14 protein-coding genes and 2 pseudogenes are annotated in these 19,145 nt (G+C 56.7%); 8 read left to right on the top strand and 8 right to left on the bottom strand.

Annotated elements, in window-relative coordinates; translation table 11 throughout:
- Positions 1–39: 39 nt before the first annotated feature.
- Both GIV35_RS10720 and GIV35_RS10715 read right to left on the bottom strand, forming a co-directional pair.
- Complete coding sequence (locus GIV35_RS10720) at positions 40–396, bottom strand: antitoxin Xre/MbcA/ParS toxin-binding domain-containing protein (protein WP_236264763.1); 357 nt, start codon at positions 394–396, stop codon at positions 40–42.
- A gap of 502 nt (positions 397–898) precedes the next feature.
- On the bottom strand, positions 899–1,753 hold the full coding sequence (locus tag GIV35_RS10715; protein ID WP_236264762.1) for a hypothetical protein: 855 nt from the start codon (positions 1,751–1,753) through the stop codon (positions 899–901).
- A 209-nt stretch (positions 1,754–1,962) separates the two neighbouring features.
- Between GIV35_RS10715 and GIV35_RS10710 the strand changes: the two genes are divergently transcribed.
- The 3 genes and pseudogenes from GIV35_RS10710 to GIV35_RS27470 form a co-directional block, all read left to right on the top strand.
- Positions 1,963–2,274, top strand: a complete 312-nt coding sequence (locus GIV35_RS10710) for a hypothetical protein (RefSeq protein WP_236264761.1) — start codon at positions 1,963–1,965, stop codon at positions 2,272–2,274.
- Between the two features lie 279 nt (positions 2,275–2,553).
- On the top strand, positions 2,554–5,076 hold the full coding sequence (gene hrpB / locus GIV35_RS10705; protein ID WP_236304296.1) for an ATP-dependent helicase HrpB: 2,523 nt from the start codon (positions 2,554–2,556) through the stop codon (positions 5,074–5,076).
- A gap of 6 nt (positions 5,077–5,082) precedes the next feature.
- Positions 5,083–5,337: pseudogene (locus GIV35_RS27470) on the top strand (ATP-dependent helicase C-terminal domain-containing protein); the annotation flags it as partial.
- 153 nt (positions 5,338–5,490) lie between these two features.
- Here the strand turns inward: GIV35_RS27470 and GIV35_RS10700 are convergent.
- The 4 genes from GIV35_RS10700 to GIV35_RS10685 are packed head-to-tail and all read right to left on the bottom strand — an operon-like array spanning position 5,491 to position 11,962.
- Positions 5,491–6,954, bottom strand: a complete 1,464-nt coding sequence (locus GIV35_RS10700) for a tyrosine-type recombinase/integrase (protein ID WP_236264450.1) — start codon at positions 6,952–6,954, stop codon at positions 5,491–5,493.
- A complete protein-coding gene (locus GIV35_RS10695) occupies positions 6,941–7,564 on the bottom strand; it encodes a hypothetical protein (protein WP_236264449.1) in 624 nt (207 codons plus the stop codon). Before GIV35_RS10695 ends, GIV35_RS10700 begins: the two co-directional genes overlap by 14 nt.
- Positions 7,561–9,663, bottom strand: a complete 2,103-nt coding sequence (locus GIV35_RS10690) for an integrase (RefSeq protein WP_236264448.1) — start codon at positions 9,661–9,663, stop codon at positions 7,561–7,563. Before GIV35_RS10690 ends, GIV35_RS10695 begins: the two co-directional genes overlap by 4 nt.
- Complete coding sequence (locus GIV35_RS10685) at positions 9,647–11,962, bottom strand: hypothetical protein (RefSeq protein WP_236264447.1); 2,316 nt, start codon at positions 11,960–11,962, stop codon at positions 9,647–9,649. Before GIV35_RS10685 ends, GIV35_RS10690 begins: the two co-directional genes overlap by 17 nt.
- A 77-nt stretch (positions 11,963–12,039) precedes the next feature.
- Here GIV35_RS10685 and hrpB (GIV35_RS10680) point away from each other — a divergent pair.
- Together hrpB (GIV35_RS10680) and GIV35_RS10675 are read left to right on the top strand one after the other, a co-directional pair.
- Positions 12,040–14,169, top strand: a pseudogene (gene hrpB, locus GIV35_RS10680) (ATP-dependent helicase HrpB); the annotation flags it as partial.
- A gap of 128 nt (positions 14,170–14,297) precedes the next feature.
- Complete coding sequence (locus GIV35_RS10675; RefSeq protein ID WP_202692491.1) at positions 14,298–15,053, top strand: hydroxypyruvate isomerase family protein; 756 nt, start codon at positions 14,298–14,300, stop codon at positions 15,051–15,053.
- 3 nt (positions 15,054–15,056) lie between these two features.
- Here the strand turns inward: GIV35_RS10675 and GIV35_RS10670 are convergent, their stop codons facing one another.
- Together GIV35_RS10670 and GIV35_RS10665 are read right to left on the bottom strand one after the other, a co-directional pair.
- Positions 15,057–16,145, bottom strand: a complete 1,089-nt coding sequence (locus GIV35_RS10670) for an endonuclease/exonuclease/phosphatase family protein (protein ID WP_236264446.1) — start codon at positions 16,143–16,145, stop codon at positions 15,057–15,059.
- A gap of 41 nt (positions 16,146–16,186) precedes the next feature.
- The gene (locus GIV35_RS10665; protein WP_032904195.1) at positions 16,187–16,846 is read right to left on the bottom strand and encodes a YciC family protein; all 660 of its coding nucleotides are present in this window, start codon (positions 16,844–16,846) and stop codon (positions 16,187–16,189) included.
- Positions 16,847–17,027: 181 nt separating this feature from the next.
- On the opposite strand from GIV35_RS10665, the gene GIV35_RS10660 reads away from it, so the two are divergent.
- From GIV35_RS10660 to GIV35_RS10650, 3 genes are all read left to right on the top strand, one after another.
- Positions 17,028–17,753: a DUF2076 domain-containing protein gene (locus GIV35_RS10660; RefSeq protein ID WP_236264445.1), complete on the top strand. Its 726-nt coding sequence runs from the start codon at positions 17,028–17,030 to the stop codon at positions 17,751–17,753.
- Positions 17,754–17,872: 119 nt separating this feature from the next.
- Positions 17,873–18,349, top strand: coding sequence for a LabA-like NYN domain-containing protein (locus tag GIV35_RS10655; RefSeq protein ID WP_003194396.1), 477 nt, complete (start codon positions 17,873–17,875; stop codon positions 18,347–18,349).
- A gap of 25 nt (positions 18,350–18,374) precedes the next feature.
- Entirely contained in the window at positions 18,375–18,986 is a 612-nt protein-coding gene (locus GIV35_RS10650) for a 3'-5' exonuclease (RefSeq protein WP_032895195.1), read from the top strand.
- The last annotated feature ends 159 nt before the right edge of the window (positions 18,987–19,145 follow it).

Genomic DNA, 19,145 nt, shown 5'->3' with positions numbered 1-19,145 from the left:
GAGCGTGCTGCGTTTTGTCCATCTGGTTCTGCGAAGGTTTCAGGCAACAATGCCATGCTCGATACGCAGAATCAGCGTCAGCGCTTCTTCGGTGGGGACGTCCCTCGGACTTTTCTGTCCCAGGGCCCCTAAAGGCCTCGACAACCAGCTCACGGCGCTCGCCCTGTCACCGAACAGCCTCACGGCAGCTTCCAATAGCTGCGGGTCGACCGTTTCCGAGGATTCGATGCACTCAGAGTCTGGGCGCATGGCATCATGGAGTGCCTCTGCGAGCGTTTGTAGCGCTTCCTTTAACCGAGCATTTTCCCGAAAATCTTCGCTGTTGGGCTGGTGCTCGGTACAGTGACGTAGAAGTGTCTCCGCGTCATTCATGTTGAGATCGAACTCGATCAGCATGTGGATTCCTTCACAAGGGGTGCGCCAGGGGGGTACCGGAACTATTCGCCTAAATTGATGAGTGCAGTATTTCATGAGCGATGTGATGACGAATGAGATTTTAGCCCGAGCCGCTCAGGTGTACGGCCTTAGTCACACTGAGATGCTCCATTCAGAGCTTTTGATTTACGATGTAGCCTTGGGCTGGGTGACCTCGTTCGTATCCATGAAAGCACTGTGGGCCGCCCAGCGTATCTCGCGTTGATCCACGCGCTGGAGGCCAGCACAGTCGAAAGGTTTTATCCTTCACCAGGCTGCCTACAACTTCGCGAGGAGTTGCATTGGGACATCCAGCGGTGTTTGCAGATGGCCTTGGTTCGCGGCGGCTACGCCAGTGGCGCGATGCGTGACTTAGCGTTTGGAGGCGACTTGGGGCTTTAGATGGGGGGATTAACCAATGGTCAACACTGTTTCAGCAAGCGCGGCGAGCAGTTCAAGTAATGGCGGAGCGAGTGGGCGCCTCTCAAGGGGGAGGTGGATCTCCACCGATCCAGGTGTCACCAGTTGATGCCTTGAACAGCCTTTTGAATAGCTCGTGCTCCTCCAGCACCAATGGGCCAAATCGATGAACATTTGCGTAGGCAGAAATGAAACCGCTTGCTGCATGACCAACGGCTGAAAGAATGTCCACCATTTGCCCTTCGGTTCCTTGCCGGAATGCCTCCGTTGTCTGGCCTTGGCCCGTGTAGGCGCTCATGAAGTAGCTCATACCGTAGACGGATCCATGAATGATTTCAGAGGAGACCGCGTAGATCCCGCCATAGGCGCCCAGGAATGCACCTCCGGACGCCTGAACGACTTGGCCTATCCGGTTGATCTTGGACGGAGCGTCCAGTGGACACCAGGTGTCCTGTCCGCGTCCGGCGAAAGCGGGGAAGAGTTTGGCGGCTGTCGCTTTGGGGCTCGGGTCATCGCCGAGGGTCATCATGAAATCCCCTGTGCCGACCACGCGATTCGAATGTTTCCACGCAGCGTAATGACGGTGCGCCAAAGCGCGCTGTGATACATCAACAGGTTGGGTAGTGAAGAAGGCGGCATTGATAAATCCCTCAACCACGCACCTGGCGATCGGATAGAGGTCGCGCACTGCAAGTCCTCGCTCCGTCGAGTTCCTCACGACGGTGCCAAGGGATTGGCCGGCACCCATGGCAACCGCAGCAGTGGCGCGAGCCTGGTCAGTTTCCAAGCCGCAGGACAGCCATTGGCCTTGGCGCAGAACTGGCCCCTCGGATATTGTGAACAGTATCATGGTCACCAGCTTTGACTGCTCGCCGATCACCGCTCGCAGCTCTTCCAGGACTTCTTTTCTTTGGCTCATCAAGATCCCTTCGTTGAGTCAGTACCGCTAAATTGAAGGATAAGCCAAAGTCATGTTGCGAAACACTTGGTGGTTGGTGCACCGGCACATTCGCCAGCAGAGGTATACGTTGGGCTGTCAGGTATAATGTGTCAAACCCCATTCGACGTCCCATACTACACGGCCCCTGTCTCATAGTGCGGCGTCCTTCATGCACCGTGAGCCCCAAGATGACCATGAATCTGAGTGAAGAGGAAATGCGCCAGGCGCTCTTTGGCAGCTCCCGCTCTACTCCTGAGACCGTGAGTGAAGCACCCGCAGTGAACCCTGCTCAGGCACCCGTCAAATCACCTCCTCGAAAGTCGTCATCGCCTCGACTGCGGGTGACGCTCAAAGTGACTAGGGTCTTCGAAGGGGAGGAGGAGATATTCACTTATGATGCCGACACGCTGAGCCGCATCATGGCTGAGCAAGAGGCGCGAAACGCCGCAAAAAAGAAGCGGTATAGATACTTCGAGCTCGCTTCCATCGTGTCTGCCTGAGCGGCTTGAACGGGTCAGTTTTCGGTCAGCGGCAACAGCATCAAGATTTTGTTACTGCCTAGCCGCCGCGCCTAACCTAAAGGCCCGCCTATTCGCAATGCTCATGTTCTGTCCTACTTGTGAAACACCACGCTAGCGGCTTTTTCAGGAGTCAATGAGAGGGTCTTGAAGGAGAGCTTGGCAGAGATGGCGGGCCTGGTGGGTAAGGGTAAGCCCACCGCGCTGAATCACCTATCTACGGAGCCCGTCATATAATGCTTCCCTGATTTGGGAGCCACGATGATTTCTCTACCTATTGACCTCGTATTGCCAGACTTACGAAAGGCCTTGGCCAACCGAAACGAAGCGATCCTTGAAGCGCCACCTGGTGCGGGTAAGACCACTCGGGTACCCCTAGCGCTGCTGAATGAGCCTTGGCTTGGTGATCAGAAGATCCTGATGCTCGAACCTCGGCGACTGGCTGCTCGGGCGGCTGCTGAGCGTTTGGCGAGTGAGCTGGGTGAGAAGGTTGGTGAAACCGTTGGCTACCGCATTCGCCTTGAAAGCAAGGTAGGCCCGAGAACTCAGATCGAGGTGGTCACCGAAGGTATCCTTACTCGCCGGCTTCAAGATGATCCTGCGTTGGATGGTGTGGGTGTGGTCATCTTCGATGAGTACCACCTTCGAAACCTTGACTCTGACCTTGCGCTGGCTCTTTGCCTGAGTGGCCGCGAACTGCTGCGTGATGAGTACCCGCTGAAGCTGCTCCTGATGTCTGCAACACTGGACGGCGCTCGTCTTTCGAAGGTGCTGAATAACGCGCCTGTAGTCACCAGCGAAGGGCGGATGTATCCGGTCTCTACTGTTTGGGGCAGCCAATATCAGCCAGGCGAGCGTATAGGTGCGCGGGTAACAGACACCTGTCTTGCAGCCATCAACGAGCAGCCAGGAAGTATCTTAGTTTTCCTTCCTGGTCAGGCAGAGATTCGGTGGGTTGCTGAGTCTCTTAAGGAGCAACTGTGCAGCCGCCCTAATGTGATGATATGCCCGTTATACGGTGACCTTGATCTCAACGCTCAGCGTGCTGCCATTAACCCTGCACCCAGCGGCTCCCGAAAGATAGTATTGGCCACGAACATCGCTGAGACCAGCTTGACCATCGAAGGCGTCAGGGTGGTGGTGGACAGTGGCCTTGAGCGAGTGCCGAAGTTCGATCCTCGCGGTGGTATGACCCGACTCGACACGCAGCGTATTTCGAAGGCCAGCGCTACGCAGCGTGCGGGACGGGCAGGGCGATTAGAGCCAGGCGTTTGTTATCGGCTGTGGTCTGAGTCGCAGCATGAGCAAATGGCCAGCTACAGCACCCCAGAGATCTTGCAGGCAGATCTTGCGGCCCTGGCTCTCCAGTTGGCCCGGTGGGGAATGAAGCCAGAAGAAATGGTCTGGCTCGACCAACCTCCAGTAGCTCCCTTCGCCCAAGCCACAGACCTTCTGAAGCGCCTGGGTGCACTCGATTATTCTGGTCAACTCACATCACACGGATCGGCTATGAGTGAGCTCCCTGCGCACCCACGGATCGCTCACATGCTCATCAAATGCAATGCGATGGGTCTGGATTCCCTGGGGTGTAACATCGCGGCGCTGCTGGGCGAGAAGGACACCCTACGTGGAGCAGGTGCCGACCTTCACACCAGGCTGAGTGCCTTGTCAGGCGAGCAACATACACGTCGAAGCGGAGGCTCTTTCCAGCGGGTGAAGCAGTCTGCTCGGCAGTACCGATCCCTGCTGAGAGGAAAGGCCTCCAGCCCCGTTAGCGAGCTCGATCACCCGAAATGGGTGGGGTGCCTGCTGGCGTTCGCATACCCCGATCGGATCGGCCTCCAGAGGCGTGTAAGTACATCTGAGTATCGCCTCTCCAACGGGCGGGCTGCAGTCTTCTCAGAACCTGATGCTCTCACCAAGCACGAGTGGCTGGTGGTGGCCGACCTGGGTAGCCGGCAAGGCCAGCGTGAGGAGCGAATCTATTTGGCGGGTGACCTCGATCCGACCCTGTTCGATAACGAGTTGGCTGATCTTGTAAGGTCTGTCGATGAGGTCGACTGGGACGAGAGGGAAGGGGTGCTCAAGGCTGAGCGGCAGTTGAAGGTTGGGCAACTGATACTGTCCACCGCTCCTCTGCCAAATCTGGATGAGCAGGCGCGCTCACTCGCTTTGGTCAATCTCGTGAGGCGCAAGGGTATCGAACTCCTACCTTGGAACCCTGAGCTGCGGCAGTGGCAAGCGCGGGTCGATCTGTTGCGTCAGCTGGATATTATGGGTGGCCAGGCAGAGAGCAAGTGGCCCGATCTCAGCGATGCCAACCTCCTCGATAGGCTCGAAGAGTGGCTCACGCCGTACCTGGGCAAAGTCACCAAGATCAACCATTTCAGCCAGCTGGATCTGTCGTCGATAGTAAGAAACCTCCTGCCTTGGCCACTTCCACAGGAGCTGGACGCCTATGCGCCTCAGGCGATCCAGGTGCCGTCCGGCTCGAACATCCGTATTGATTACTCGCAATATCCCCCCATTCTCGCTGTGCGGCTGCAGGAGCTGTTTGGCCTGGCAGAAACCCCACGCATAGCTCAAGGTAAGCAGCCGCTGATTCTGCACCTCCTGTCGCCGGCCCGCAGGCCTGTGCAAGTCACCCAAGATCTCGCGAACTTCTGGCGCAGCACCTATGCGGAGGTGAAGAAGGATCTCAAGGGTAGATATCCAAAACACTACTGGCCCGAAGATCCATTGGTTGCTGAAGCTACGGCCAGAGCCAAGCCTAGAAAGCAATGATCAGGTACGCCTCGCATCGCAAATAGTCGCCAAGTGCTGAAGCTCCATTTGCTATCGCCGGCGCGGCGGCCTGTATAGGTCACTCAGGATCTGGCCTGCTTCTGGAGCACGACCCACGCTGAAGTTAAGAAAGGCTTGAAGGGGAGGTATCGCAAACATTACTGGCCTGAAAATCCATTGGTAGCCTCCGGTACTTCGCAGGCAAAGCCTCGCGGAACGGGATCACTAGCTTGGTACTGCGATTCGGCAGACATCTGGTAAAGCTTGTAAACCTATTTTTTGACTTGTAAAGCGCCAGGTTTACAGGTCAGAAATTAGGTTGCAAGCCAATATTGTCGTGCGCGTCCGGCCTCCAAGCGTGTCGGTTCGGAGCGTGATTTGCCAAAGCTTACGTTATAGCTACAACGTTGCTGCCTAAGTGCGCGCTGTTGACGGAATACCGCCTCTTAATTCGGCTACAGCAAGATCTTCTTGGTGCAGGGACTGAAGAAGGTCGAGCTCAGCCGAATATTCGTCGATGTCCATCCCTTCTTTTAGGCGCTGGCGGAGTTCCTTTTCACGCATAAAGTAGCCATCCATCGCCCGCTTTATGTGGATGGAAGTTACGGTAGCTGAATAATCGCTGAGCGCAGCCAAGGCAAGATGCAGATAGGTGTTAATAGAGGATGCATTGAGATGGCCTGTCCACTGAATAACCTCTTCTTTGAAGATGTTTGTATTGAGCAAGAGGCTTTTGCGGAAGTCGTCAGGGTTGTTGATCTGATGTTGCTGGATGAAATCAATAAAATATTCCGTCACAAAACGATGGCGGAACATGTGTGGGCAAATCTGCGATTGTATGCCTGACAATTCTTTAAGATCGTAGATCTCGTTGTACAGGGTTTTGCTGGTTAGAGGCCTGCCTGTGGTTTCTGAGACGAATAGGAAGCGATGATCCTTTCCCTTGTTATGGAATTTCTTCATGAGATTTCTGCGCGCTCTCTCAATGAAGGTGTCAAGGAGCTGAAGTAGTGTGGGCGTCACAGGGACTTGCCGAGTGACCTTATCACCACCTCGCTTCAACGTGGTCATTGTCAAGGTTGGCTCAGCCATCGCTTTAGCTTTTTTGACGTCGTCGATTGTTAGATTGGCAATCTCTGAGCGTCGGGCACCCGTGTCCGTGAGGACGTCGATCAACAATGCGCGCCTGGCCTTGACGAAGTTAGAGTCTTGAGACTTTCTGTTTGTTTCCTTGAGGAGAATGATCTGTTCCGTGGTAATTGGATTCCTTGACTTTCGACGCGAGGGCGGGCCGAAAGAGTGATGAACCAAGTAGGAGCGCTTTGATTTGTTACCAGACGCATCAATGAATTCGAACGTTTTCATCACCGCACGAATGCGGCCTTCAGGTGAAACGAATTCGTCATAGCCATGGAGGCGGCCCACGAAACCCAGGAAGTCAAGCCAGACGCGGCCAACTTCAGTTATGGAGTCCTCGGTGCGTTTCCTAACGGATGGATTTTTTGGGGATGGCTCTACCCGCAGCTCCTCAACATAGTCTGCAAAATTTCCGTCGTTCAACATTATCGGGTCGCGACCATCACGATAACAAAAACGCAATAGCTGGCTTAGCTTAGCTGCGTAGTCTCCCATTGTTCCGCCGCCGTCGCCGGCGCGTGATAGACCACGTGAGCTGCCGCGCCCCTTTCTGTTAAAAAGCGTGAGCATGTACAGGTTGCCAATGAGGCAGGGTGAGCCATTGGGCCAGCTCATGAATGCGATATTGGAGGCGTCGCGCATCAATATCCGGTCAACGGAGAAGCTGCCGAATGTTTCGTGCTTGCCTAGAAGCTTATAGAGCTTCTCGGAGGTACGGTCTGAGTACTTACCTGTAATCATTTATGTCCGTCACCGTCGAAGTCGTATGCTTTTGTTGTGCGGGAATATCAGTAAGGTTGAACGGAGGAATGCCTAGGCTGGTAATGGCCAAAAGGGTTGAAATAGCATCTGATGCCCATTTTTCACGCGTTAATGGATCGCTCTGGGCACTGATGCTTCTGATCTGCCCCATCGATTCCTGGAGTGCTCGCAGAAGCAAGAAATTGGTCTGACGCAGCATGTCGAGCTCGTGCTCATGATCGGAGACCCGCTGCTTCAATCCCTCTTTCGTGCGCTTGTTGCTCCTGGTCTGTTTCCGCTCATGTCGCTCGATCGCTTCGATTGCCTTCACACGCAGCTTATTCATGGTATCGAACCCACCAGTGAGCGCTTCGTCACTGTACTTCTTGAGCGTGTTCAGGCTGGTAGGGACGGTCTTGAGCTCATGGCCGTCATCAGTCTTTACGGTGCGATCAAGGCTTGCCAGGGCGCTCTGGGTCTTCAGGGCACCGATCAACGCCTCATCGCTAACGAACGCGTGAGGAGTCGTAATGATCTGGCTCAGCAGGCGTTGTAGGGCCAGCGCACCCGATCTGACACTTTCAGCCCGTGAGGGTTTCTTGTCAGTCATGCTGCCTCCTGGTATTTCAGGCGAGAGACGATCTTCATGTGGGTGCCATCGGCATCCGTGAAGAAGTCAGGCTCAATCTCAATCATGCCTTCCTTCATCAGGTCACTGATGTAATCTTCAAGTTCGGAGGCTGGAATTAATGTGTAGTTATCAGTCTTGTAATGGTCTTTGATAAGTTTTACAAGTTCTTTGAAATTTTCAGTATTGCCAATATGAATGTTTTCCGCTGCATGTTGTGCAGCGGCGGAAGCGAGAATTGCACCGTCCGTGCTTTCGGTGATGTAATTCCAAACGTGCTTCATATCGGTGTGCCCTAGCATCCATCTCAGCGTATCGATATTGGAGAAGCTTCCGCAGTAAAAGAACAACATAGCGAAGAAGCGGCGCATCTGATGTTGTCGCAGGTACCAACGTTGGCCGCGCTCGTTGAGTGGCATCTCAAAGTAGTCGCAAAAAATATCAAGGTTTCGGTTGTAGGCTGTATTGCCAGTATCAACCAGGCCTCGTTGGCCACGCATATGGGGTAGCGCAAACAGTGTCTTGTAGGACTTGATGTATCCGATGCGCAGAAGAATTTTCTGCATTTTCACAAGATTCTTAATCATGTCCCCGGCGATGGGTTCGATAGGTCGTGTTTCCGTTCGACGATAACCGAACAGGTGCTTACTGCTTTTGGCGTTACTAAAATTTAGCCATTCACCACAAGCGCTTAAGCACTTGTCGGCTTTGAGTGTGTAAAGCTCACTGACGCGTCTGGCCATTAGTACGCCTATGGTCAGCTGGATTCCACCCATGTACGTAGCAAGAAGATCGTAAAGGCCTACATTATTTCGGAGCTTGTCAAAGTACTCCTGTTTATTTCCTTTGATCGACTCACGCAGGGTCTTGGTATCGATGATTCGAGAGCTCAACGATAATTGAGTGACACCTAGGTTTACCAAGTAGGGGCCAACAATTTTTTGTACTTCACTTTCGGATAAGGTGGAGGGAGCGATGCCGCGCTTTTGACACTCCAGTGCAACTCGGCAAAAGCCCCTGATGATCTCAGTACCATGTTCAATATGAAACTCGATCGCATGTCGCAGCGATGTGAATACGGTATCCGATGGCACAGTTCTAAACCTTCCCTTTGTGCCAAGTTTCGGTGTATACGCGTCAGCCTCAACCAAGGCGGTAATCTTCGGCGCGGGAAGTCCGATCTCGTGGAGGGTTCCAAGGTTGTAAAGGCTTGACCTATAGGCGAAATATGTTTGGTCACGCATCAGGGAGTTAGCGGCGGTATGCGCCGGCACGCCAGGATATTCACGCATGAACATCGAGACGTCGTCGTTGAATCCTAAAATGCCATGAGCGGTCTTAGATTGATTCTTGCCCCATAGGCATTGCGGATAAAGGATCTGAGAAAGCCCGATTGTGTTCGGTTGATAGCCGTAGTCAACCTGAGGGCTTCCGTACATACCATTCATGTACAGGCAGGCGCGGATAGGTGGGATCAGATCGAAGGGGATACCTAGTGCATCTTCGTCTTTCTGTTCATTAGTCAGAATCAGAAGCTGAGGGCGCTCCTTGAGAGTCGCCAGAATCTCTCTTTCGCTCGTTTCTTTCAGAAGGCCGTAGCAGTATTCCCTGAGCTTCGGAGTCCAGTTGTAGACCGCCTCGGAGATGGAAGTATCTTTTGACAGGGTATCCAGCAACTCGATTAAGTTGCCACTAGTTAGGCCGGCCAGGCCATATTTGGAAATTTTGTATCTGGCGTCGTTGAGAAGCAAAAAGTCAATGATGTGACATGCACGCCAGAACTGCCTTGACTGCTGACCTTTGAGATCATTGGACTCGCCAGAGTCGCTATCGTTGCGAGTACTGGATGTCAGGAAATACTTAAACCCTTCCAAGGTGGCTTGGTTCTTTTTAGCAAGCAGAGAGCTGCCGTCAGACATCGTGACGTTCCAGTCCAGCTCTTTGGGGCTTTTTTTGTACTCAAACGAATACTGCCAGACCGGGCAATCGAAGTCGTTCAATAGCCAGGCTGCTGACTTGTACTCCTCGCGCGGCGATCTGAGGAGAGGCTCCAGGAAGGCGAGTTCAGGCGGCAGTAGCATAAATCAGGTTCTCCATCTGGGCAGAGTCGATTTGGGCGCGTGCAGTCTCCAGGTAGTCCTGAAGGTCGAACTCGTTCCCGTCAGTGATGTCGTTGACCAAGAGGTTGGTCAATTTCGCCCAGTAGAGGGCTTTGGCACTGATCTCGTCGGGGCGCGGGGAGAGTCGAACGGCTTCTTCGATCGAGAGTAGGGTAGTCAGGATGCCGACGTCGAGCGAGATGACGACACGGTCGGCTGCTTCTTTGTCTTCCGGGGATGACCTTGCCGGCTTCGGATTTTTGATCGACTCCGGGTCGCGCATGCTTTGCGGGATATCCTTGAGTGCGTTGTTATCCAAAAAGGTATGCAGCTCATCCATAGTCTGGAAATTCGACACCTTGAGCAGGTACTTGCTGTCTTTCATCGCCATGCAGATGATCCCTCGCTGGAAGGCTCGGATCCACCGTGTCTGGAAAAACGCCAAGATCGGTGGGGGAAGGTACCTACTCAATAAATCCAGCGACACATCGGTATGCCCTAGCGCCTTTGCCGTCTCAGTGATGCTGTTGCTCTGGATGTAAATCAGAACTGCTCGGGTCGCCCGCAACGAGGTGATCGAGATCCGGCAGATAAATTCCTCCACGTCTTCTTTTGAAAGATTAAGGAAGGGAGAAAACTCGTCAGCGAGATGCTGATAGCGTGTCGCAAGCGTGCCAGCACTCCAGTTCGTTGGCATCATTTTCGTCGGGTACGTCAGTCCGCGTGAGCATGCGATGAATAGATAACGCCAAGCGTCGTCGCCTTGCTCTCGGAGGTAGTCTCTCAAGGGCTGCGTAGCGCGGATCACCTGTCGTACCCTTACGGCATCCCTGGGTTTCAGCTTTATCTTGATCTCGCTGTGCTTTCCGCCTTTGCGGTCTTTGTAGCCGGTGAGCTGGTAGTAGCCTTCCAGCTTCAAAAAACCATGAAGATCGCCCTTTTCGTTGTAGAGCTCTAAGTTGTCAATGAATGATTGAGTAATGCAAGGGTATCCATGCACTAACAGTAGTTTGTAAGGGTACAGGTCGTCTGGTGTCGGAACGTGCAGGAAGCTGTTCAGAAATTCCCGATTGATGTTTTTTCCGAAACGTTTGGAGAAATCTCGTCTGACGTAATCAAAGCCATGTTGATTGAATGCGGCGCATACATCGTCAGGATTTAATTCCTCTGGTTGAAAGTGGGTCGGGTAGGTGATTTTTTCTGAACTTCCAGATTTGGCCAGGCGATTTCTAGCTTTCTGGTTGTTTGAGACTTTCCAGGCCTTAGCGCTAGCCCATTTATAAAGGGCGTCGTTGTCTGCCTTGATCTCTTTGAATAGAAGTTCAATGGCTTGAGTATCAGAAAGCTGGTAAGGGATTTGGGTGATTAGCTTTTCTTTAAAAACTTCGCCCTTACTGTTTTTTTTGTTGTTGGTATCCTCGCCCGCCACATTAGTGATTGGGGGTTTTGGCAGGGTGCCTACAAATGGTTTGGCCCACGTGCCCCCGGACAGCATTGCTGAATTAACTACGTTAATGAACGCGGCATAACTTTTTGTGGAAGCTGCCAGGTCGTTGTTCTGAGCAAGTTGATCGTTGAAATACCAGACCATAAAGTTGAGAAATAGATGTTTGATCTGGATAGGATCTTGGAATGCTTCAGCGGGCCATGCCTCCGCGCGCTCGGAGACAAAGTTCAGAAAAGAACTGAACTCACTGCATCTGGGACGACGCATCTTGATCGTCCATTGAGACAGGGCTTTGTATGCCTTTTCTGTGAATTCAGGGCCATGCGAGATCCACAGATTGGCAAAGGAAATATAGCTAGTCTTGCCGTTCAAGCTTTCAACTGGCCAGCCGTTCCAGAACCTAACCGCTTGTGGGTCGAGCTTATCTTTGGCGGTAGTCCAGTATTTGGCATTGGTCTTCGGCCAGCCCTCCTTGCCTTCGAAGGTCGGGAGCAGCGGAACGACTTTGGCCATTTCGTGAATGAGCCTCACGAATTCCCGAGCATAGGATTTTCGGAGGTCAGAAGAAATCTCTACGAAGGTCTCGTCTGACAATGCGCCTAGGAAGCCTCTGACCGTACGCCCGAAGGCCGGCGAGGACATTCCGACGTAGGTCACTGTCGTCTTCGTGATGTCGCAGTAGGCATCGAACAGCTTGGTGAGCTGACCCATCCCTTCACGAGCTATCGGGGCGTACGAGCGGTGCATCAGGTCGAGCACGTCCTCAGGGAGAGTGGTGAACGGATAGTTCACCAAAGCTAGTGCTCCTTTGATGATTGTCAGATTTTTTTCCATGAGCTTGAACGTCTTAACGCCTTGTGATATCTATAGTTTCATAGGTTTGACAAGGCAGTGCAAGTGGCAAAATGCTCGAGCGCAGCCTCGACGCCGACCTGGCGCTGGCCCTGAGCCTTAACGGCCGCGAGCTGTTTCGCGACGAGCAGCCGCTGAAGATCCTGCTGATGTCCGCCACCCTCGAAGGCGAGCGCCTGGCCGGTCTGCTGGATGACGCGCCGATCCTGCGCAGTGAGGGGCGCATGTTCCCGGTGCAGATGCGCTGGGGGCGCCCTTACCAGGCCGGGGAGTTTATCGAGCCGCGCGTGGTGCAAACCATCCTCGAAGCCCTGGAGGATGAAACCGGCAGCGTGCTGGTATTTCTGCCGGGGCAGGCGGAGATTCGCCGGGTCAACCAGCAACTGGCCGAGGCCCTGGGTGATCGCCCTGACGTGCTGTTATGCCCCCTGCATGGCGAGTTGGACCTCAATGCCCAGCGCGCCGCCATCGACCCGGCGCCGGCCGGCAAGCGCAAAGTGGTGCTGGCTACCAACATCGCCGAGACCAGCCTGACCATCAACGGCGTACGCGTGGTGATCGACGCCGGGTTGGCTCGGGTGCCGCGTTTCGACCCCGGCAGCGGCATGACCCGCCTCGACACCCAGCGCATCTCCCGCGCCAGCGCCACCCAGCGCGCCGGTCGGGCAGGTCGGTTGGAGCCGGGGGTGTGTTACCGATTGTGGTCCGAAGACCAGCACGACGGTCTGGCCGCTTATGGCAGCGCGGAAATCCTCGCCGCCGACCTGGCGGGGCTGGCCTTGCAACTGGCCCGTTGGGGCGTGACCCCCAGCCAGTTGGTGTGGCTGGATGCGCCACCCACAGCCGCGTATGCCCAGGCCCAGGATCTGTTGCAACGCCTCGGTGCATTGAACGATGAAACCCTCACCACCCATGGTCAGAAAATGGCCGAGTTGCCGGCGCACCCGCGTATTGCCCACCTGTTATTGCGTGGCCAAGACCTGGGGCTCGCCGCCACCGCCTGTGACGTGGCGGCGCTGTTGGGCGAGCGCGATATCCTGCGCGGCGGCGGTGCCGACTTGCACAGCCGCCTGGCGCTGATGTCCGGCGAGGAGCGTGCGCGAGGTACCCAGGGTGGCGTGCAGCGCGCCAAGCAACTGGCCCGGCAATACCGTGGCTACCTTCGCGGCAAGGCGACCCAGCCGGTGGACAACCCCGACCACCCGCGCTGGCTCGGCGCCTTGCTGGCACTGGCCTACCCGGACCGCGTCGCCCAGCAACGTCGCCCCGGTGGCGCTGAATACCGCCTGGCCAATGGCCGCGCAGCGCTGTTTGCCGAAGCCGACAGCCTGATGAAACAACCCTGGCTGGTAATCGCCGACCTGGGCAGCCGCCAGGGCCAGCGCGAAGAACGCATCTACCTGGCGGCGGATTTTGATCCGGCACTGTTCGACACGGTGCTGGCCGAGCAAGTGCGCAACGTCGACCAACTCGACTGGGACGAGCGCGAAGGCGTCTTGCGTGCCGAGCGCCAACGCAAAGTCGGTGAGCTGGTGCTCAGCCGCGAACCCCTGACCGGCCTCGACGAATCCGCCCGCAGCCAGGCGCTGGTCAACCTGGTGCGCCGCAAAGGCCTGGAACTGCTGCCCTGGACCCCGGAACTGCGTCAGTGGCAAGCCCGTGTGATGCTGCTGCGCCAACTGGATGCCGGCAACACCAGCGAGTGGCCCGACCTCAGCGACAAAGCCCTGCTCGCCAGCCTCGAACACTGGCTGATGCCTTACCTGGGCAAGGTCTCGCGCCTCAGCCATTTCGCCAACCTGGATATTTCCAGCTACCTGCACAACCTGCTGCCCTGGCCTTTGCCCCAACGCCTGGAAGAGCTGGCGCCGCAGCATGTGAAAGTGCCGTCGGGGTCATCGGTACGCCTGGACTACAGCGAGCAGCCGCCGATCCTGGCGGTGCGCTTGCAGGAATTGTTCGGGCTGGCAGACACCCCGCGCATTGCCGGCGGGCGCCTGGCTGTGAAGTTGCACCTGCTGTCCCCGGCGCGCCGGCCGGTGCAGGTCACGCAGGACCTGGCGAACTTCTGGCGCAGTACCTATGCCGAGGTGAAGAAGGATCTCAAGGGGCGATACCCCAAGCATTATTGGCCGGATGACCCGTTGGTGGCCGAAGCGACGGCCAGGATCAAGCCCAGAAAGCCCTGAGTGTTCAAGTCATTCCCAGTCTTTACGCAGGCTGGGCTCATTACCTGAAGGCTTGGAATCAGGGATTCGGCCGCCAACGACACCCAAGGCTGATGATTTCGTTTTTTCCCAGGATGGATATGTACCCAATGCTCAAGTTCAATGCTCACCTCGGTTTCCAATTCAACGAGTTGCCTTTTCTGCAACGCATCGAAGCCGCCGCCGCTGCCGGTTTCAGGGCAGTGGAGTTCCCGTCACCCTATGAATTCGATGCCAGCCTGCTCGCGGACCATCTGGCCCAATACAACCTGCCGTTGATTCAGTTCGCGGCGCCGGCGGGCGTGACCAAAGGCATCGCTGCCTTGCAGGGCAAGGAACAGGAATTTCGCGAGGGGCTGCGCGAGGCGGCCCGCTATGCGAAGGCGCTGAACTGCTCGGACGTGCACATCATGTCGGGCGTGACCACGCCTCAGGATGAGAGCGCGCTTGCCTACACCAATAACCTGGAATACGCGGTCAAGTACCTTGAAGATCAGGGGTTGCGAACGTTGATTGAAGTCATCAGCCCGCAGGCGATGCCTGGCTATTACCTGTCTGACTTCAGCAAGGCCCAGCAGGTGCTGGAAACCTTTACGAGTGTCGGGCTGATTCTGGACCTTTACCATGCCCAGCTGTTGACCGGCGACCCAGCCGGGGTGCTGGCGCAGTTTTACGACAGGACCGTCCATGTACAAATCGCCGACAACCCGGGGCGTCATGAGCCGGGCACCGGGACCATGGACTTTGCTGCCTTGTTCGCGGCGCTGGAGCAGCGTGGCTACCGAGGATGGATCGGCTGTGAATACCGCCCATCCGGCACCACGGTTGCCAGCCTTGAGTGGCTTAAGCCGCTCCTGAAACCCTAGGGGTTATTGCGCGGCAGGCAGCAGGAAGCGGGCGATCACCGGCAGGTGGTTGGAAATACGCAACGTATCTTCCTGCCGCACCTTGGCTTCCACGCGTTTGATCCGCGAGCTGTAGAACAGGTAATCCAGAGTGCGATCCGGGCCATCAAGGCCTGGGTCGTTGGGAAAGTGCGTCAGCCATTTCTCACGGTCGATGCCACTGGATTGGCTGTTGCTGGGGATCATCGGGTATTTGTCCCACAGCAGATGCAACTCACTGTCCGGCGAATACTGGCCACGCTTTTCTGCGTCCAGGCGCAGGAACTGGCCCAGTGGCAGCAGGTTGAAATCCCCGCCAATCAACCAGGGTGTGCCGCGACCTTCGAGTTTATCCAGCAGTCTTACCGTACTCGTGACTTGCTCCCGCACGGCACTGCGCCCAGGTGCACCGCCGTCCAGGCGGGTGTTGAGCACCGCCAGTTGGCCTCCGTCGCTCAACGGCAGATACGTCAGCAGCAGGGCCGGCTTGGGTTGGAACTGACGGCTGACGAAGTTGGCCTCGGCGGTTGGCAGTTGCAGGCGTTCGGCGTGTTCGATCTGGTAGCGGCTGAGCGTAGCGAGCTTGCGCCCCACGCTACCGAAGATGTGCAGGCTGGGCACAAAGTCGGCTTTCCAGTCGAAGGCGTGGGCGCTGCACGGGTAGAGGTCGACCAGACGCTCCTGCAACAGCGCAAGCTGGTCCTGATAGTGGGACGGTTTGGCGCCTTCGTCGACTTCCTGCAACAGCAGGATGTCGGGCTGTTCGTCGCGAATCACCCGCGCCACTTCGTCGAGGCTAAAGGCCATGTCTTCGACGGTGGGGCGATCGTCCGGGCCGCTGCCGTCCGGGGTGTCGTACCAGAACACGTAGTTCTTGCCGGCCAGGTATTGCACATTCCAGGTCATGACCTTGAGCGCTTGCCCCGGTAACAGTGTCGGGGCGCGGGGTGCCACGCAGCTGACGGGCAGGGTCTCTTTGTCGGCAGGGCGCCAGGTCAGGCTGTAGATCAGCGCGGCCAGCAGGCCGGCGATGATCAACAGGCTCAACAGGGTTATGCGCAATAAACGGGTCATCGGCTCGGCTTATATGCGTGTCAGAAGAGCCACGGAGCATATCACCGCACGTCGGCGTCGCCACCGATCAGCATGAATAAACGAAACAGCACCACGCTGGTGAACAGTTGCAGGAAGCTGTGGGCGCTGTCCATCAACAGCCCCAGCAACGGCGCGGGCTCCGGATACGCCGCCACGCTGGCGCCCTTGAGCAGCCACAACGGCGTCATCACGCACAGCAGGCACACCAGGATGCGCCAGAAATGCCCGCGGGTCAGGCGAAAGCTTTCCTTCATCGCCGCCAACGCCGGCATGCCGCGCAGCACCAGCAGGTATTCGGCAAACGCCAGCACCACCATCAGCCACAAGCCCGGCAGGAAATACAGCGACAGCCCCAACAGAATCAGCAAGGTGCTCATGGCTGTCAGCAGGGCAAAACGCGGCCACAGGCTCAAGGCCATGGCCCACACGTCCTTGGTGCGCGGCGACTCGCCTCGGGTGCGGGCATCGAGAAACAGGATCAGGGCACCGGTGTACAGCGGGTACACCAACAAACCTACGACCACGCTGTAGCCGGGAAACGCATCCGGGCCCAGCGTGTGGTCCAGCACCTGTTGCAGCAAGGCTTCGAGGATCACCAATGGCAGGCACAGCTGGACGATGGCGCCCAGGTTGCGCTGGGTAAAGCGGAAGGAGTCGCGCAAAACGTCTAACGGATTCATCAGGGTCATCACAGGCCTGGAAGCAGAGGGCGACACTTTAACCGATCAGGGTCCAAGGGGCGCAAACGTAAACCTTGAGTAAAGACCATTGAAACAACTCGTAACATCCCCATAACTGGAAAGCCCCCAGCCTGATCACAGGCGGGACCGGAATTTTTATCGGCAATCTAACGAGGTCGCCATGAACAGCGAAGAGCAAACCCTGATCGATGGACTGTTTTCACGGTTGCAGCAAGCCGAAACGGACTCAGCCCCCCGCGACGCCCAGGCCGAAGCGCGGATCAAGGAGCATATGGCTCGCCAACCCGCGGTCGGCTACTACATGACCCAGTCGATTCTGGTACAGGAACATGCGCTGCAGAGTCTTGACGCGCAGAACAAGCAACAGGCCCAGCAGATCCAGCAATTGCAGGACGAGCTGCAACGGGCCAAGGCCACGCAACCTGCGCCGGCCAGCGGTGGTGGGTTCCTGTCGAGCATCTTTGGCGGCGGCTCCCGTGACCCACAGCCTGCGCCGAGCAACTCCGATGGCGGCTGGCGTGAACCGGCGCGGCCATCGTTCAACCAGCCAGCGCCCCAGCAGAACTATCAGCCGGCGCAAGCACCGGCAGCCGCGCCAGCCGGCAGTGGCTTCCTCGGTGGTGCCATGAAGACCGCCGCCGGCGTGGCCGGTGGGGTGTTGCTGGCCGAAGGGATCAGCAGCCTGTTCCATCACAACCAGCAACCGCAGGTGGTGGAAGAGATCATCGAACAACCGGCACCGGCCAGTGATTCAGGTAACTGGGGCAACGATGACCAGAAGTTTGCCGGCAATGACAGCTGGGGCAGCAATAACGCCGATAGCTTCGCCGACAGCGATTATTCCGACGATTCCTCTTCCTTTGGCGACGACGATTCCTTCGTCTGACACACCAGGCCCGGGGCGCTGCGGCGCTCCGGTCTGATTTTTTCCCGGAAACGCTCCCTTGGCTGGCATACTGGCGCCCTTTCCGGGCGCTGGCGCCTGGCTGTCCATGAGGAAGTGCGGTGAAAAAAATTGCAGTGTTCGCCGATGTGCAAAACCTCTACTACACCGTGCGCCAGGCCTATGGTTGCCACTTCAACTACGCCGCCCTGTGGGCTGACATCAGCGCGCGCGGGCAGATTGTCGAGGCGTACGCCTATGCCATCGACCGTGGCGACAGCAAGCAGCAGCAGTTCCAGCAGATCCTGCGCAACCTGGGCTTTACGGTAAAACTCAAACCGTATATCCAGCGCAGCGACGGCTCGGCCAAGGGCGACTGGGACGTGGGCATCACGCTGGACATCATGGACGCCGCCGACCATGTCGACGAAGTCGTATTGGCCTCTGGTGACGGTGATTTCGACATGTTGCTCGAACGCATCATCCACAAGCATGGCGTGCGGGCCGTGGCCTACGGCGTGCCGGGGCTGACGGCCAACTCATTGATACGCGCCGCCAGCCACTACGTGCCGATCGAAGGCGCGTTGTTGCTTAAATAGATCGTAGAACGGAGTTGGAACAGGTTTGGAACGTATAGCGGTCATCGACTTTGAAACCACTGGCATCACCCCCAGCAGCCACTGCCGGGCCACGGAGATTGGCGTGGTCATCCTCGAGCGTGGGCAGATCGTGGACCGCTACCAGAGCCTGATGAACGCCGGTGTGCGCGTACCGGCCTTTATCGAACAGCTCACCGGCATCAGCAACGCCATGCTGCGCAGCGCGCCACCGGCTGAACGGGTGATGAACGAAGTCAATGAGTTCGTCGGCACCACGCCCTTGATGGCACACAACGCCGCGTTCGACCAGAAGTTCTGGGACTTTGAGCTGGGCCTGATCCGCCGCACCCGCCTGCAGAAATTCGCCTGCTCCCTGCTGCTGGCCCGCCGCCTGATGCCGGCGGCGCCCAACCACAAGCTCGGCACCCTCAACACCTACGCCAAACTGCCCCACACCGGCCAGGCTCACCGGGCGCTGGCGGATGCGGAAATGGCCGCCAACCTCACCGCGCACCTGGCCCAGGAACTGCGTCAGACCCACGGCCTGCGTGAACTGTCCCATGACCTGTTGTGCACCTTGCAGAAAGTGCCTGCCGCGAAGATCAATGAGCACCTGAAGAAACATCGCGGGTTCTGATCCAGCTACTGCCTCAAGAACACTGGAGTTCCAATGTGGGAGCTGGCTTGCCTGCGATAGCCATAAGTATCTACACAACGCTGTAACGGTCGACGGTAACCACGATGCGAAGCGAGTCGCTTTTGATCTTGATCTGCTTTTGATCTTAGGCGCCCCGTT

Origin of the sequence: Pseudomonas sp. PA-1-6B (assembly GCF_021609545.1) — a bacterium.
GTDB lineage: Bacteria > Pseudomonadota > Gammaproteobacteria > Pseudomonadales > Pseudomonadaceae > Aquipseudomonas > Aquipseudomonas fluorescens_BV.
This window is presented reverse-complemented; position numbering and strand designations above follow the sequence as displayed.